This window comes from Desulfosporosinus sp. BICA1-9, from assembly GCF_000802135.1.
Map to the genome: position 1 here is coordinate 1 of NZ_JUEE01000246.1, position 16,383 is coordinate 16,383.

Here is a 16,383-nt window from a genome sequence, read left to right on the forward strand (position 1 = left end):
GCACCTAATTCACCAGCAAGTTCGACGATCCTCATGTTACTAAAAACGGTCCCCTCCGCTGTTTTATTCTGCACTAGTCCCCCCCCTTTCGAATATCTACCCACTTAGCCGATATTAGCAAACAGACTTTTACCACCGCAAACAAAAATAGTCTGTCCTGTAACATAGTTCGCATCATCTGAAGCAAAGTACGCTACTGCATGGGCTATATCCGTTGGAGAACCAATTTTGCCTGTGGGTTGCGCCTTTAACAACCGCTGCTTTACATCATCTGGGAGGGTCTCCCACAAGGGCGTTTCGATTAAACCCGGAGCAATACAGTTCACCGTGATCCCTCTCTTACCAAGCTCCAAAGCCAAGGTCCTGGTCAAACTTACAACTCCCCCTTTGGAAGCAGAATAGTTTGCCTGACCCGGCCCGCCTAACCAAGCACGGGAGGAAATATTAACGATCCGACCAAAGCTTTGCTCACGCATGTATTCTGAAGCAATTTTGCAAGTCAGAAATTGTCCCTTGAGATTTACGGCAATGACCGAATCCCAATCTTCCACAGTCATTTTCCTAAGCGCCCTATCTTTGGCAATCCCAGCGTTATTGACCAATATATCAATTTTTCCAAACCGACTTACGATAGCCTTGAACATGTTTTCCACTTCATCGAGCTTCGTTATGTCAGCGACTATGCCCACCGCTTCCCCGCCATTATCGTTAATTTCTTGAACCACCCGATCTACTTTTGCCTGGTCAACGTCGTTAATAACAACTTTAACCCCTAATTCGCTTAGTTTTTTGGCTACACCCTCACCGATTCCGCCGCCTGAACCCGTAATCATAGCCACACGTTTATCAAAATGCATGCTGCCACCCCCCTCTTTACATAACTGAAAGTGAACTGTAAATGCTTTTGCCACCGCAAATATAGATGACCTGGCCAGTGATATAGCTCGCGTCGTCATCTGCGAAAAACTCCGCTCCTAAGGCAATGTCTTCCGGCTTTCCTATCTTTCCAGTTGGCTGCATCTTCATTAATCTCTCAATGGCATCTTCAGGAAGAGTTCTAAAGAGAGGAGTTTCAATAATTCCTGGGGCAATACAATTGACAGTGATCTGATTCTTGGCCAACTCCAGGGCCAAGGTTCTAGTCAAACTTACCACTCCACCTTTAGAAGCGGAGTAACAGGTCTGCCCAACTCCACCCAACCAAGCGCGAGAAGAGATATTAATGATCCGACCATAGTTTTGCGCTTTCATGGAGGCAGCTGCTGCCTGACAGCATAAGAATTGTCCTTTGAGGTTAATATTGATAATCCTGTCCCAGTCCTCTTCAGCTATTCCGACTATTCCCTTAGGTTTATCAATGCCTGCATTATTGATCAAAATATCAATACGACCGAAAGTATCCATTGCGGCTTTGAACATTTCCGTAACCTGTGGTTTCTTGGAAACATCTGAACAGATCGCTAAGGCGCGGTTACCACTCTTCGTAATTTCATCCGCAACCCGGTTTGCTTGTTCAGAACTAACATCATTAACAATTACCGCGGCCCCATGTTGTGCAAAGGTCTTCGCGACTACCTCACCGATCCCACTTCCCGCGCCGGTGATTAGGGCAACCCTATCCTTAATCGACATAAGAAGTTCTCCTTTCGCCTACTGATAGTTTTCTAAACTGTAAAGATGTGTACACCGCAGGCAGCGTTATCCATTCCAGATACCCCGCCCCCAGTAATATGGATCATAGCCGTTTTTGCTCCTGGAATCTGCCGATCTCCAGCCTGCCCTCGCAACTGCCATACTGCTTCAACTGTCTGAGCAACCCCTGTAGCTCCTAGAGGATGTCCCATGCATAGTAAACCTCCCCTGACACTGAAAACATGTTTGCCCCCTAATTCAGCTGCACCACTTCGTATAAAGGAAGCAGCTTCACCCTTTTCACAGAAACCTAACGTTTCGTAGTAGAGAAATTCAGCAATCGTAAACGCATCATGACACTCTACCATATTGATATCTACCGGTCCCATGCCTGCCATTTCATAGGCTAAGCGACTAGCTCTCTGGGTAATTTCCGGAACAGTCAGATCACTGGGTTGATTCTTGAATAAACCGGAAACCAGAATCGAAGCATCAATTTTAACTCCCTTAGCACCCAGTTGCAGCATCTTCTCTTTCGAACAGACAACCGCTGCTGCTGCCCCATCTGCTATCGGGCAACATTGCAAAAGAGTGAAGGGCTCGGCTACCATCCGCGAAGCCAAAACTTCTTCTATAGTCACTAAATTACGAAATTGCGCATAAGGATTTAATGAGCTATGTTTATGATTTTTCACCGCAACAAGCGCCAAATCTTCAGGAGTAGCGCCATATTGCTCCATATATTTCTTAGCCCGCATACCATAGATTGCTGGCATAACATTACCCAAAATTCCTTCAATGTCATCCTGATCGGGAGCCAAGGCCTCTCCGCTAGTCCTACCACCGGTCAAGTTCTCACATCCTACAGCCATGACCATATCATATTGTCCACTGGCTATAGCCGAATAAGCTAAATTAAGGGCTGTTTGTCCGCTAGAACAAGCGTTTTCTACGTTGACAATTTGCATTCCGGTCATGCCTAATGTTTTAAACACTTTTTGGCCGGGGGCCATTCCTGCTTTAACATTTCCGACATAACCAGCTTGAATCTCACGTTTGTCGACATTCGCATCTTTGACCGCTTTAACAACTGCCTCTTTTCCTAAATCATAATAAGGCCTATCCGGAAACTTACCAAAAGGAGTCATCCCGACCCCCACAACATATACTTCTCTCATCTGTTAGCCCTCCTTCTATGTAAAGGTATTTACTCTACTGCTTTGAACATATAGCTGAGCATGACTGGATTACTATTTTTATCCAACCTAACAACACCCTCAATAACTTCCACATCCATTCCCAATTTTAATTTTTCGTGTGGAATGGCCAATTGAGCATAGATTCGTACCTCTTCTGGAAAATCCACATAACCAACTGCGTATGGGGACTTGATCCCTCTTTGACCTATATGAATAATAGAATAACTGTACAATTTCCCACTTCTACTTAAGGTAATTTGTTTTAAATCCGTCCAACACTCGGGACATATCTCTAATTTTGGAAACCATACTTTACCACAATCCTCACATTTGTACCCCAAAAGGTAAGGTGCTTCCCCGTTCGTTGGAACGACGAATAAATCAGGGTGAAAAAAAACCGGTTCATTGGTGTCAATAGTAGGTTGACCGCTCATTCTAACAGCTCCATTCTTTTATAATTTCTAGACGAAACCTTGATTGTCGTTGTAAATAAACGTTCCCTCCTTTGTTTTGATTGTCACAGGGTATGATTACACCTTGTTTTAGTCGAGACTTGGTTTTACCAAATTTTCTTCAATGAGTTGCACTTGGCCTTAACCAGAACTAGCCTATTTCATTTGGTACATACAGTTGACATTACACATAGGTAATCATTAATATCGTTAATCATTGCAAGATTCATTCCAAACTCAGCACAGTCACTAATTGCGCAGTATTATTAGAATATTAAAATTATTGTGAAAAAAACTGATGAAATATATCATCAGTTTTGTAGGAACCTTATAAAAGATTAGCGTATACCAACAGATACCTGTATTGATGACAAATGTCATCTACGATGTTTGGATTCATCAGTTTTTGAGAACTTATGATACCAAACTCCTTGGTAAAGATAAAATGTGACCAACAGCTTTTACTTATTTTACGCCTATTAAACCACCGACTGTCAGACTTTGGCCGGAGATAAAACCCGCTTCAATTAGCATGATTAAAAAAGGCTTTAGTTCTTTAGACTCTAGGGAGTGTACATTTTGAAACTGATAACTTTCCATTCTCCCCAGCAACTGATACTTTTTTTCGCCGTAACTATGGAATGGCAAAAGGTCTACAGCATCAATTTTCCCGACAAATTTGCTTAGGTATTCGGTATAAGCTTCATAATCACTCTGGCTATTATTAAAACCTGGTATAATCGGTAATCTTGCCCGTACAGAGGCGCCGGCTTCAACTAGTTTCTCAAAATTTCCTAAGATAACCTTCAAATCTCCCTTAATCACATTTTTACATTTATCTGCATCCATTGTCTTAATATCGATTAAAAATAAATCTATGTAGTTTAGTAGTCTTTCAAGATGTTGCCATTGACCAAACGCTGAGGTCTCAAGCGCTACATGAAGCCCTTCTTTTTTAAGGAGCCTTGCCAATTCTATAGTATAGTCTGGGAATAACATAGGATCTCCACCACTTATCGTCACGCCCCCGCCGGAATTGAAAAAAAACATCGCGTCTGCAGTTGCTTCTCGAATAATTTCCTTCAGCGGCATTTTTCGACCAGCGATATCCCTTGCCCCTGATAAACAAGCCTCTGCACACTTTCCGCAACCACTGCACTTGCTTCTATCATACCTTAGAACTGACCCTTGCCCCTTCACTTCAGTATAGGTTGCCCCAGTTGAACAACCCTCGGCGCATCTCCCACAACCGATGCACTTTTCAAAATAATAACTTATTTCCGGTTCGATGGAGTGCGTATCCGGATTATGACACCAAGGACACCGTAAGGGACATCCCTTAAAAAATATAGTTGTTCTAAATCCCGGTCCGTCCTGAAGGGAGTAACGCTGAATATTAGATATCAAAGGCTCTCTTATCTCTGTTTCTATTTTTAACGCCTCTGTAGACATAAGATCCCTCCTAGGTTTTAATTTATAAATAATTCGTATTCGCCAATAATTTGGCGAATTCTTTGGGAAGTTCTTTTAAGCCCTCCACAAACACGACCTGGTTGTCATACTCTTCTTTTAAGCCAACCATATTACTTGACGAGCAGCCAAAACCAAGGGTCTTCAAGCTAATTTTTTTTTGTTTACAGTAATCAATGGCTAGCTTAACCTCGCTCCCCCAGTTTGAAGCTCCATCCGTTAAATGTATAATAAACGGACGCTTGGCATGCTTTTTCAACATTAAAGCAGTGGCGATAATTGCCTCAGCAGATGCAGTCTTGCCCCTGGGGATCACTGTATAAAACATTCCATGCGAAGGGGTCAGTTCTGTAAGAGTACATTCTCCTTTAACTTCTGAATAACTAAAGATCCGGGTATTACTGTTAAAGCTGTTTACAGCTTCAAATAGAGCCCGGTATATTTTCTGCACAAGTTTCCATTTTGGTCCACCCAGTGAACCCGTAGCATCTACCAATAGAACAACATCACTATTCATCTCGAGTTCTTGTTTTTTATAGCAAAAAATATTCCCGTTAATGGGGGCTCTATACAAGCGCCTAGAATCAAGCTTGCCACTTTTCAGTCCCCTATTGAAGATATTTCTTTTTTTCGCATGACTCCTTAATGCAATGTATAACTTGTACATCAGTTCTCTGTCTAAAGGCTCAATAAACGGTATAACATTATCCGTAACTTTAATTGGCACTACATCCGAATCTTCACCTAAAATACGGCCAATATCTTCTGTAAGGTCAAAAACTTCCTCAGTCAAATTCGATTCAACCTCTTCGGCTAATTTTGACTGAATGGTTTTTTGCAGCTCAGCTGATCCCTCGAGGATATCATTATTTTCAGAGGGCTTTTGCAACATTAGAGGATCGAATCTATCCCCTGTCCAGAATTTGGTTATGTCTTTCAGCTCACTCCAAACTCTAGAATAAAGACCCACCCGATAAGTACAGCGATCCACTACGCTCTTGATCTTAGGACATTCCTCAATTAGTTCTCTGACAATTGAATTGAGCAGAGAGAGTGGTCCTTTGTAATGTTGTTCCAGCTCATATCCTCGTACGTTATGAATTTCACGCGAAAATTCCTCTTGGTATTTACATCCACTTCTGTCTCCGCCCATTATCCACCAAATATTCATTAACTCCCCCAGCGAAGGTGGCTGCACAAAATACCTTTTTGTTTCCTGAAAGGTAGCTTTGCGGTGCATTTCTGTATATAACCCTAAAACAGAACGGTTAGAAACAGTATCTATATAAATCTGTTCAGCCATTTCCAGAAACATTTTCAGCTTGTAATTTACATCCACTTGTGATTTAGCAAACTTCGCGAATGTTTGATCAATGGCACGCTGACTCCATTCGGCTTGATTTAATGCTTTAATAATAACAGTACCAATCGCAATATCCGTCTTATCACTTGGAATGGGGTACCTGCCCAGTACAAGTTGCGGATCTAAGGCAATATCGGTATCCACTGAGATAGAACGCATCCCATTCCAAATAACATTTCCTACATTAGGTCCAATAAAGCTGGTAATTCTCCTAGTAGAACGCAACAAATTGGCTAATTCTTTTGTTTCAATCGGGGATTTATTCGTTCTCCAGTAGTCAGATATTCCTTCCCCTCCCGAATAAACAAACTTAGTTATTATGTCTTTGGGTTTTTGTGTCATGCGCTCCACCCCCTTTATCTATCGGGCAACTTTTTCAATATCCCGATTAAATAGAATATATTCACTCGCCTTACTTTCTACATTTCCGTTCTCTAAGTGAAGGGTGAGAAGGATCGATTCAAGATGTTCTTTAGTTGTTTGTAAACTGTACACTATAGCATCCCTGATTGTAGTCCCCAAAGCAACTAATTCGGCGATCATCAAGCTGGTTCTGGTAGAGACATCAATGGGGAATTGGGAATGCCCTCGCAACTTATTAATAATTCCGACGATTTCTAGCGCTTGCTCTCGACTAATACCAGCTTTTTGAGCCATGACTTCTGCCTCTACTTCTGGAGGAATGTAATCCATCAGGACTGTATAAAATCGGTCTCTTAAGGCCGGGTCAAGCATTTCAGTTCCGATATATTCTTCCCCTTCATTCATGGTTGCAAAAAAGACCACATTATCAGCCACCTTAATTAAACCTAATTCATCCATCCAGATCTCCCTATCTTCAGCCAAAATCGAGTACAGCATGTTCAAGGCTTTGGGGTTTTCTGGTCGGTTGATTTCTTCTAAATGAATAACACAGCCTGGGGTTTGAAGCGCTTCCGGAAATAGGTAGGGTCGATAACTCGTCTCCCCGTTTTTCAAAGTCTGTTCACCAAACAATTGCCCTGGTTCGGATAATATTCCGATTTGGAAATGAGCTGTTGGCCGGTTGTAGACCGCTCCAAATTGACTGACCAAAGAAGACTTTCCACAACCCTGTTTTCCGCTAACCAAGATATTTATAGGGTGCTTTCTAGAAAGATTTTCCATTCTTTCCAGGATCACGCGAAGTTCTTTGTCAATATAAAAAAATGGATCTAGTTTGGGGACTGTTAAACTCACAAGCTTTTTATCATTTGCCATGATACTGACCCCCCAGTTTTTATTATTATTTGGCAGAAGACATAAATCCAAAAGGAACACTTCGCGACGAAGGGAGAGTCAACGCCACCGATACAGTGCACAGAATTCCCAATACAACATATAGAGGTAAGCCTGTACAAAAAAGAGCATATGTTAATAACATGTACTCCTTACGGAGTACATGTTATTAACTATCCTTATACGTGTTCTCTGAAATTGACGTCCCCTTCTTCGTATTTACCACAAGTACAATTATAATAATCCTGAATCATTCTTTTCCAGATACCGCCCATATGGTTCTTTGCACCAACACAGTTTCCCCTTAAAGGGTTAACGAAGTCAGCGTTACCCCATTTACAACTCGAACAGGCCTTGGTGGTCCCCATCTCAATAACCATATCATAACTACCTGCCATACATTTCTCACTCCTACCTATAGTTTAGTGAACTCGTTCAACTAAAGTTGAACATCGAGTCTTCGGTGACGTAAGTCTCCAGTGGAGACTTACGCCGAAGGCGCAGACAACTGACGAATACATTCGCGCCGTAGGATGGACTCTACCCCCACCGAAGCGGAGCCGGGGGTACCACTCCCACTTGTAGAAGTGGGAGTCTTACGATTGGATAAATAAAGGCAACACAGTGTTTGAGCAAGGGAGTACTAGCACCCCAGCACTCCCCTGTACCTATTTAACTTAATTACAGATCAAGACCTAGATAATCAAAATCCTTCGCTTCAAAGTCTTGTTCATGGCGAGCCATAATGGTATTTTGAGCATAGGTTGATAAATCAACAAAGCGGGCACTGAAACCAGCAACACGGACTATTAAATCGCCATGTTTCTCCGGTTCTTGCTGAGCAGCTTGCATTTCCTCATTGCTTACGACGTTGAACTGGATATGATCAATATTTAAATCGTTCCACGTATTCATATAGGCCAGCCAGATCTTAAAGCCTTTACTGCTCCGCATAATGGGGGCTGACAAACGCTGGTTCAAAAGATTAGCCTTTTGGGTAGCCGCATTTACTTTGGATACAGAACGCAGTACAGCGGTGGGTCCTTTCTTATCGGTTCCCATATAAGGTGAGATACCACCGTCATCACATGCTTCTCCTCCGTACCGACCATCAGGGGTAGGACCTGTACGAGAACCAATCTCCATATACAAACCTATCGCCTGGCCGGTTGGAAGCACAGGACCACCGGAGTAGTTAACAATCTTTCTCATTTCACCGGAAATAATATCTTCATAGAAAGCCTTAACAATGTCATCTGCGTACGGGTCGTCATTACCCCATTTCGGAGCATTCAGGAAGTCCTTACGCATTTCTTCATACCCTTCCCAGTTACTATGCATAGCTTTCTTCAGTTCCAGGAAGGTATATTTTTTATCATCAAAAATTAGCTTCTTAATGGCAATCAGGGAGTTTGCCGCAACGATGGTCGTAATGGGGTTATGCCAACCATTGGGTTGCTCGGACAATTCCATCGATTCTCTACCCAGTTCCATACAGCCGTCATCTATTGCTGAGATAAACGGGTTCTCGAGAATTTTAGTTTCCCAGTACCTGGAGACATCCTTAGCCCTGATCATCAAGTCCATGCCCCAACGATACTGTTTACGGAAGGCTTCCCATAAATCCTCAAAGGTCTTGAAGTCTTCAACATTACCAGTTTGTGGTCCCAATTGCATGCCGGTGAAGCTCCAGTCAAACCCGTTATTAAGGGTAACTTCCATGATCTTCGCCGGGAAGATGGACCCACCGCCTTCACTCCTGGATTTCTGGGTCTTTCTCCTTCCGACAAGCCCTGGAGACATACAAAGCACATTAGCCCAATCATGTGCTTCTTCTAAAGTAGCACCGTTCTTGTTTTGGCTAAACTGGGAATAATACACCATCTGTTGAGTACCTATGATGTCATGTTTAATTGACGGGTAGCCCAATCCATCTCTAACACATTGAAAGACTAGATTTTTAGTTTTAAGTCGACCCTTAGGGTTCCAACGGAAAACAATGGAAGGCTCAGTTGTTCGGATATTTCGAGCAGCTTCTAAAATAGCGTCTGTACAGTCATTACACCCGTCAGAACCATCTCTCTCCAGACCGCCCAACGTAAAAATGAATAGATCGTTTGATCCAGGGAAAACTTCACGATAGCCTCTAGACTTTCCAGGGGCATTCTCGGAGATTTTTAGACGTTCACATTCGAAGAGCTCTACAGCGTCTTCATGGCTCATGGCCTGGAAACTCTTATCTATTACACTAGCCTTATAAAGCGGCCAAAACAGTTTATCGGGTTTATGCGCGTAGCCGCTGCTGTAACGTTCGAGAGCATGACATATCAGGAATGTGAACCATTTAGCCTGCATGCCATCCCGCAACCCTTGGCACGGTTCAGCCGGAACCCGCTGGCAAATCTCAGCCATCATTAGCAGCTCTTCTTTACGTTGGGGATTGGTTTCAAAGTTTTCTGCGATAATCCTACAGAGTCGACCATGTCTCCTGGCCCATGAAATTGCTGCCTTGGAGGCAATAATCATAGCTTGCCAGAGATCAATTTGGGGAAGTAGTTTTAGTCTTGCAGGAGCATCCCAGTTTTCTGATCCTAGTACTTCCTTAGCAGCCTCGATGTGTCGCTCTGCTAACTCGATTCTCTTTAACAGTCCATCTTCTATTACTGTTTCATACGGAGGAACAACACTGTTAAAGCCAGTCGCAAAACCAGGTGTTTCTAAGGTACTCATGGAGTACATAACTTCAAGCTCATGTTGTGTAAAATATGTTTCACATTTCTTTTGAAGAGAATGCTCGATCCAATACTCAGCCAATTCTCTGGCTTCTTCTACCGGCTGGGGAGCAATTTTTGGGTCTAAAATATAATCCATGCAAGCCATATAGGACTGCTCAGGATATAGCGGAACATAGTTAGGATTCTCGGCATTAAAGCCGACGATGAGTTCATCTTCTTGGACAATTACTGTACAATTATTGAGAAGATTCGATAATAGATTGGCTCTTCGAATAACGTGTGGCTTTCCTGTGTTTGTTTTATAAGCCTCAGTAATTAAGCGCATCCGTTCAATTCCTGCTTTTACGTCTCCTTCAACAAACTCACCACCAGCGGAGTGCTTCCAACGACATCTGGCCTTCAGTCTTTTAGTCCGCTCAGTCGTTGGATTAGCTAAATGTTCATGAACTTCTGAATCTGGGATAGTTTCTTCCGCCGGATTATCAAAAGGAAAATCAATGACTTTCCCTTTATATTCTATCGGTTGATGTCTGGTTGCCATTCCTTATCCCCTCCTCCTAATTCTTAGTTCTTCTGAGCAAATTTTGGACATTTGTCGCTCGCTGTATCGCCCATTACTGGTTTGGATTCATACCATTTACCTTTTGCATCCTGCTCTTGACGCACACAATCACCTTTGCCGGGTGTAAAATCATCAGCGCCTTCCGGAATTTCAAAGAAGGACTTACATTGTGAACAATTTGCCATAAATGTACCTCCCCTCATTTAAATTGTTGTACTACAATAGCTGCAGTACAATACCACCTCCATAAGCGCCAAAAATAACGTTTACTAGGTGATGAAGTGTGTTATTTTACCAATTACAATGCAAATAATGTGCCAACCTTATAAAAGGTTTGAATATGCCCAAATTTCTGAATTTTCAAATAAACACTGATGCGCTTCTTCATCATTTTTTATACATTAATAAAAAACTATGGACTCCTGTTAGTAAATATCGTCGATGCCAATTACCATCACTGATTACGTAAAGAATCAGTCTCGGAGTACTTTTTCATTTTCTTAACGATCGTCGATTGGTCTATACCTAATATCTTGGCAGCTTTTCGAGTACTTTTACATTCTTCATAAACTCGCTGAATTAAGTTTCTCTCAGTCTGATCCAAAATGTCCTTCAGATTCATACTTGTGGGTTCCGTTAACGGTAGGCTGCGTTCCCCTTCAGTTAGAAAATCCGTATCTATGAGGTCCCCGTGACTCAGAACTACCATTCTTTCGATTGTGTTCTCCAGTTCCCTGATATTGCCCTGCCATTGGCAGTAGATAAATCTTTCCACTAATTGAGGAGAAACATTTTTATGTTTATTATATTTTTTGTTATATTTCTCTAAGAAATAATGAATGAGTGGTGGAATGTCTTCTTTTCTATCCCTTAAAGGCGGAATCCAGATTGATATCACATTAAGGCGGTAAAATAAATCTGAACGAAACTTACCGACCCTAACCATATGCTCCAAGTCTCTGTTGGTTGCTGCGACAATGCGTACATCCAATTTGATGGATTTTCGTCCCCCTACCCGGTATATTTCCCTTTCTTGTAAAACTCTTAACAGTTTGGATTGCATATCAAAAGGCAACTCCCCGATCTCGTCTAGAAACAGTGTTCCGCTGTTGGCAATTTCAAACAGGCCTGGACGACCTTCCTTGTTTGCACCAGTATACGACCCGCCTTCGTACCCAAAAAGCTCTGCTTCTATGAGATTGGCTGGAATGGAAGCACAATTTAATTTAATAAAGGGATTATTAGCCCGGTTACTCGCTTTATGCACGATGCCAGCAATCGGCTCTTTGCCTACTCCAGACTCACCTAAGATCAGAACTGTAGAATCCACTTGGGCTACCTTGATAACGGTTTCAATCTTCTCCGCCATGACGGCACTTCGAATTATGATGTCCGAACTCATTTGTTCCTTGCGGAACTTATCCAGTTCATTAAAGTATTTGACGGATAATGTTTGAGCCTCTCTAAGTTGCTCCCGTAAAAAGTTCAGTTCCGATAAATCACGCAAATTCACGACTACCCGTGTAATAACGCCATTCTCATCCATAATTGGTGTGCCAGTATGAACGATTTCACGGCCCGAACTAAGGTGCTGAAAGATGGTTATCGGTCCCTTCTTTTCCAACACTTTTAGTGTCACCGACTCAAAGGTATAGCCACTTTCAATAAGCCAGTTGACATGCCGCCCGACTATGCTTACTTCTTGGATACCAAGCATTTTACGGCTAGATTTATTGTCTCTAAGGACAATCCCTTGACCGTTGGCGATAACAAAACCATCGGCGGAAAAATCAAGGATTGTGTTTAACTCTTTATTAATTTCCTGAACAGTCTTAAGTTCATGAGAAATATGTTCCAGCTCAGAAATATCCTGAAATATACCCACTGAGCCAATGACTTCACCTCTGCTAATAATAGGGTTCTTATTAACCAATAACACCTTCTGACCAATAACAATTTTCCGAACTAGCTCAGCAACCCCCGTATGCATCACGTTGGTTAAATTCAATTCAGGAATTAAATCCTCGATTGATTTACCAATAACTTCTTCCAGTGGTACCCCTATCAGCCTTTCGGCAGACTTATTAATGACTATAATTTTCCCATTTTTGTCAACCGCAATTATCGCATTATGCCCTGAATTGATAATTGCATTATGTTCTTCTACCGCATACTCTAGTTGCCGCTGGAACGCCTTCATTATGTCGGTTCTTGTGATAATACCCACAAGCTCTCCATTATAATCAACCACTGGTAGTCTTCCAACCGGAAGCTGTAAGGCTTCCTCAGGTTGTGCATCTTCTCTAACCGTGATTACATCTTGCTTCATTAGTTCACCAACAGTAACCTTCTCGTCCAATCCTATAGCCCTTAAAGCATGGGTCTTCGTAAATATGCCTACTAGTTTGTTGTAATTATCAACAACTGGCATACCGTCAATACGATATTGCACCATAATGTTGATAGCTTTCTGAATTGAATCGCCCCATTGCAGTTTAATAACATTAGTCGTCATGAAGTCTTTAACTTTGATTCTCAAAAATTATTCCTCCTTAAACCCTTCACAGTTATTCCTAGGTATGGACCTCTTTCTAAAAACTACTTTTCAGGAATGCCCAGCTGCGAAAGTAGCTATAGGATACTAATACCGCTCCAGAACACCCAATAATGCTTCTACGACCGACTTTTTAAAGAGAGTCTGCCGTCTGTAACTCATGGAAACCATCATTTTTAGGGGAAAAAATAGTTAAAATTGAATATTATGACTTTTTTTAATAGTATGATAAGTCACAATCAATAGCAAGTGCCTTTTTGAAAATTATGTAATACAAGTTTAAAATAGGTTTTAATTTATTTAAAACTTTTGCAATAAAAAAAAGACGCATAGTTGATAATCCAACGTTCGTCTTAATTCTATCTTATTAGATTTATCTAGCTTCTTTAGCAAATAATATTACCTACGGTACTTAGCTTTGCCCATTTCATATATATCATTGCCACTGGCATCGATAGCTACGATAGCTGGCAAATCTTCTACTATAAGTTTGCTTATCTTTTCCGGACCAAGTTCAGGATAAGCAATAACCTCCACCGACTTGATACACTTTGATAAAAAGGCTCCTGCCCCACCCGTAGTTACAAAATAAACAGCGCCATGTTCTATCATTGACTTAATAACTTCGGCTGATCGAATTCCTTTCCCCAACATCCCTGTTAAACCGTTAGCGATTAGTTTTGGCGCATAAGAATCCATACGATAACTCGTAGTCGGACCTGCAGAACCTATAACTTGACCTGGTTTCCCCGGGCTTGGTCCCATATAATAAATGATTTGATCTTTGATATCAAAGGGCAATTCCTCCCCACGATCAATAGCTTCCACTATCTTTTTGTGTGCCGCATCCCTACCCGTGTAGATAGTTCCGCTTATTAACACAGAATCACCGGCCTTTAAATCTGCAACCTTTTCCTTAGTCAAGGGAGTCTGAATAATCTGATTCCCCTCAGTTACTATGGTCTCTCTACCACTCATTTCAATATATTTATGGCGCGCCGCGTGACAGTTTATATTCACAGCAACCGGCATACCGGCAATATGAGTGGGATAGGTTTCAATAAATACTGCCATTGCTGTTTGAGTTCCACCTAAACCCTGAGGGCCAATTCCAAGTTTATTTACTCGTTCAAGAATTTCGTCTTCAACTTTACTCCAATTCGGATCAAGATTATGTTCTCCAACGGTTCTTAGAAGTGATTTTTTAGCAAGTATTGCTACCTTCTCCATATTGCCGCCTACTCCCACACCTATAATTATAGGCGGACAGGGATTCCCCCCAGCACGATCTACTGTATCAACCACAAATTTAATGATTCCTTCTATACCTTCGGAAGCTTTTAGCATTTTGATATCACCCATATTTTCACTACCAAAACCCTTAGGGGCTACGGTTATCTTTAAAAGATCACCTGGTACAATATCATAATGAATGACGGCTGGCGTATTATCCTTCGTATTAATCCGGTTAAAAGTAGGGTCTTGGACAATAGATTTACGTAAAAACCCATTGACATAACCTCGGCGTACACCTTCGTTAATTGCTTCAGTAAGGTCCATACCCTCTACATGCATCCCCTGACCCAGCTCAACAAAGATAACAGCCATACCAGTGTCCTGGCAGATAGGTACTCGTTCTTTTCTAGCAATCGCAGCATTTTCAATCAACCGAGTAAAGGTATTCTTTCCTAGCGGACTTTCCTCAAGTGCCCTACATCTATCTAAGGCCTTGAGTACATCTTCCCCAAGGAAATAATTGGCCTCAATGCAAAGCCGTTCCACAGCTGCAATGATTTCATCAGTGTGAATTACTTTCATAGATTCATCTCCTTCTCCTTTAACCCTGGTCTTTAAAAGACGGTGCCTCTGCTCATTCTAGCCCCTTTATAAAATCCAATGTTTTACGTATCCCATTTAAGTATACTACTGAGCAAATCATAATTCATAATGGGTTCCTTGTCCACAAATTTTTACTTATCTACATAATGTAGGAATACATTCCTCCCAAATTCGCCGAGGTTTTTGGCCAGCTTTGCCAAAGATCAACGAGAATTGATTCTCAAAATAAAAAACACCAGCTTTTCTCGGAAGATAAGAAAACAAAAAGCAAGTGTTATAAAAATGTATGAAGAGATTTCATACTTAGGGTATATTTTTCTTAGTTTAGGCTGCCACTTTTTTTGATATATTCATCATATTATCTCGAACTACGCGCCTCAACCTTTGATTTCTAACCTCTGCTTCTGGCCTCAGGCTTCTGTTTTGCCCTCACGCTTTTCTTTCATAGCGCGCCAGACTTTTTCATAAGTGAGTGGCAAACTATTGATTCTCACACCCATGGCATCAAAGATGGCGTTCGAGAAACAACCCATGGTCGGATTGGTTGCTCCTTCACCGACTTCCTTTACCCCCCATGGTCCAGCCGGCTCATAGCTGTCGACTAATTCGGAATGAATCTGAGGCATGTCGAGTGCGGTAGGTAATCTATATTCGCCGAGATTGGGGTTAAGAATTCGTCCCTGATCATCAAACAAAACCTGTTCCCAGATCGACTCTCCCATGCCCATATACAGGGCTCCGTGTACTTGCCCGTGCAGAAGCATAGGGTTGATCACCTTTCCACAATCATGGACATCCCACACTTCTCGAACATCGATTTCACCCGTTTCCTCGTCGATTTGAACCTCGCTGATCTGAGCACAATAGCTATAAGCTGGCGAGGTACCCACTGCGGCTCCTTTGAATGTCCCCCCTAAGCGGGGAACAGAGTAGACTCCACGGCCTAAGAGAAGACCCCGTAGGACAAAGAAACGACGGGCCACTTCCTCAAAGGTTAGCGTGTTAGCCTTAGGACGAGATATTGAGAAAATAATCCCTTCCCGGCACTCTAGGTCTTCAGGCGGTAAGTTCATCAACGTGGAGGCCATGTCCAGTACCTGTTTTTTGATTTCCTCGCCTGCCCTCTTAACGGCCGTACCCGACATTAAGGTCTGACGGCTGGCATAGGCGCCAAAATCATGGGGCGTTGTTTCAGTATCAGCCGCAATGATCTTCATGTTTTCATAGCGGTATCCCATAGCCTCTGCCGCCATCTGACAAAGGACAGTATCTGACCCTTGGCCAATATCTGTCGCGCCGGTATAGAGTGTCGCCGCACTA

At 42.2% G+C, this 16,383-nt stretch carries 13 protein-coding genes and 1 pseudogene; all 14 read right to left on the minus strand.

The genetic code is table 11. The annotated features are described in order from the left end of the window. Nucleotides 1-104: 104 nt before the first annotated feature. Nucleotides 105-857 (minus strand): SDR family NAD(P)-dependent oxidoreductase, encoded by a 753-nt coding sequence (locus JL57_RS30320; protein WP_034141247.1) that lies wholly within the window; start codon nucleotides 855-857, stop codon nucleotides 105-107. A 16-nt stretch (nucleotides 858-873) separates the two neighbouring features. After that, on the minus strand, nucleotides 874-1,632 hold the full coding sequence (locus JL57_RS30325; protein ID WP_034141246.1) for an SDR family NAD(P)-dependent oxidoreductase: 759 nt from the start codon (nucleotides 1,630-1,632) through the stop codon (nucleotides 874-876). Nucleotides 1,633-1,664: 32 nt separating this feature from the next. Continuing rightward, nucleotides 1,665-2,810, minus strand: coding sequence for a thiolase family protein (locus JL57_RS30330; protein WP_034141245.1), 1,146 nt, complete (start codon nucleotides 2,808-2,810; stop codon nucleotides 1,665-1,667). Between the two features lie 29 nt (nucleotides 2,811-2,839). Then, complete coding sequence (locus tag JL57_RS30335) at nucleotides 2,840-3,265, minus strand: Zn-ribbon domain-containing OB-fold protein (RefSeq protein ID WP_034141244.1); 426 nt, start codon at nucleotides 3,263-3,265, stop codon at nucleotides 2,840-2,842. Between the two features lie 483 nt (nucleotides 3,266-3,748). After that, nucleotides 3,749-4,735 (minus strand): glycyl-radical enzyme activating protein, encoded by a 987-nt coding sequence (locus JL57_RS30340; RefSeq protein WP_045691421.1) that lies wholly within the window; start codon nucleotides 4,733-4,735, stop codon nucleotides 3,749-3,751. A 22-nt stretch (nucleotides 4,736-4,757) separates the two neighbouring features. Then, nucleotides 4,758-6,458, minus strand: coding sequence for a vWA domain-containing protein (locus tag JL57_RS30345; RefSeq protein WP_034145601.1), 1,701 nt, complete (start codon nucleotides 6,456-6,458; stop codon nucleotides 4,758-4,760). 18 nt (nucleotides 6,459-6,476) lie between these two features. After that, the gene (locus JL57_RS30350; RefSeq protein WP_034145602.1) at nucleotides 6,477-7,355 is read right to left on the minus strand and encodes an AAA family ATPase; all 879 of its coding nucleotides are present in this window, start codon (nucleotides 7,353-7,355) and stop codon (nucleotides 6,477-6,479) included. A 197-nt stretch (nucleotides 7,356-7,552) separates the two neighbouring features. Next, the gene (locus JL57_RS30355; RefSeq protein WP_034145603.1) at nucleotides 7,553-7,771 is read right to left on the minus strand and encodes a benzylsuccinate synthase beta subunit family protein; all 219 of its coding nucleotides are present in this window, start codon (nucleotides 7,769-7,771) and stop codon (nucleotides 7,553-7,555) included. Nucleotides 7,772-8,054: 283 nt separating this feature from the next. Further along, the gene (locus JL57_RS30360; RefSeq protein ID WP_034145604.1) at nucleotides 8,055-10,649 is read right to left on the minus strand and encodes a pyruvate formate lyase family protein; all 2,595 of its coding nucleotides are present in this window, start codon (nucleotides 10,647-10,649) and stop codon (nucleotides 8,055-8,057) included. 23 nt (nucleotides 10,650-10,672) lie between these two features. After that, nucleotides 10,673-10,855 (minus strand): benzylsuccinate synthase gamma subunit family protein, encoded by a 183-nt coding sequence (locus tag JL57_RS30365; protein WP_034145605.1) that lies wholly within the window; start codon nucleotides 10,853-10,855, stop codon nucleotides 10,673-10,675. A 269-nt stretch (nucleotides 10,856-11,124) separates the two neighbouring features. Next, the gene (locus JL57_RS30370) at nucleotides 11,125-13,209 is read right to left on the minus strand and encodes a sigma 54-interacting transcriptional regulator (protein ID WP_291300784.1); all 2,085 of its coding nucleotides are present in this window, start codon (nucleotides 13,207-13,209) and stop codon (nucleotides 11,125-11,127) included. Between the two features lie 414 nt (nucleotides 13,210-13,623). Then, nucleotides 13,624-14,202, minus strand: a complete 579-nt coding sequence (locus tag JL57_RS35985; RefSeq protein WP_291300785.1) for a Fe-S-containing hydro-lyase — start codon at nucleotides 14,200-14,202, stop codon at nucleotides 13,624-13,626. Beyond that, a pseudogene (locus JL57_RS30375) lies at nucleotides 14,188-15,042 on the minus strand (fumarate hydratase); the annotation flags it as partial. The pseudogene JL57_RS30375 and the gene JL57_RS35985, both read right to left, overlap by 15 nt. 431 nt (nucleotides 15,043-15,473) lie before the next feature. Next, nucleotides 15,474-16,383: molybdopterin cofactor-binding domain-containing protein (locus JL57_RS30380; protein WP_034145606.1), on the minus strand; the 910-nt coding region annotated here is incomplete at its 5' end.

What these genes read in the sequence shown, in the direction of transcription:
- JL57_RS30320 (WP_034141247.1), bottom strand. Translation starts at nt 857, where the DNA reads ATGCATTTTGATAAACGTGTGGCTATGATTACGGGTTCAGGCGGCGGA.
- JL57_RS30325 (WP_034141246.1), bottom strand. Translation starts at nt 1,632, where the DNA reads ATGTCGATTAAGGATAGGGTTGCCCTAATCACCGGCGCGGGAAGTGGG.
- JL57_RS30330 (WP_034141245.1), bottom strand. Translation starts at nt 2,810, where the DNA reads ATGAGAGAAGTATATGTTGTGGGGGTCGGGATGACTCCTTTTGGTAAG.
- JL57_RS30335 (WP_034141244.1), bottom strand. Translation starts at nt 3,265, where the DNA reads ATGAGCGGTCAACCTACTATTGACACCAATGAACCGGTTTTTTTTCAC.
- JL57_RS30340 (WP_045691421.1), bottom strand. Translation starts at nt 4,735, where the DNA reads ATGTCTACAGAGGCGTTAAAAATAGAAACAGAGATAAGAGAGCCTTTG.
- JL57_RS30345 (WP_034145601.1), bottom strand. Translation starts at nt 6,458, where the DNA reads ATGACACAAAAACCCAAAGACATAATAACTAAGTTTGTTTATTCGGGA.
- JL57_RS30350 (WP_034145602.1), bottom strand. Translation starts at nt 7,355, where the DNA reads ATGGCAAATGATAAAAAGCTTGTGAGTTTAACAGTCCCCAAACTAGAT.
- JL57_RS30355 (WP_034145603.1), bottom strand. Translation starts at nt 7,771, where the DNA reads ATGGCAGGTAGTTATGATATGGTTATTGAGATGGGGACCACCAAGGCC.
- JL57_RS30360 (WP_034145604.1), bottom strand. Translation starts at nt 10,649, where the DNA reads ATGGCAACCAGACATCAACCGATAGAATATAAAGGGAAAGTCATTGAT.
- JL57_RS30365 (WP_034145605.1), bottom strand. Translation starts at nt 10,855, where the DNA reads ATGGCAAATTGTTCACAATGTAAGTCCTTCTTTGAAATTCCGGAAGGC.
- JL57_RS35985 (WP_291300785.1), bottom strand. Translation starts at nt 14,202, where the DNA reads ATGAGTGGTAGAGAGACCATAGTAACTGAGGGGAATCAGATTATTCAG.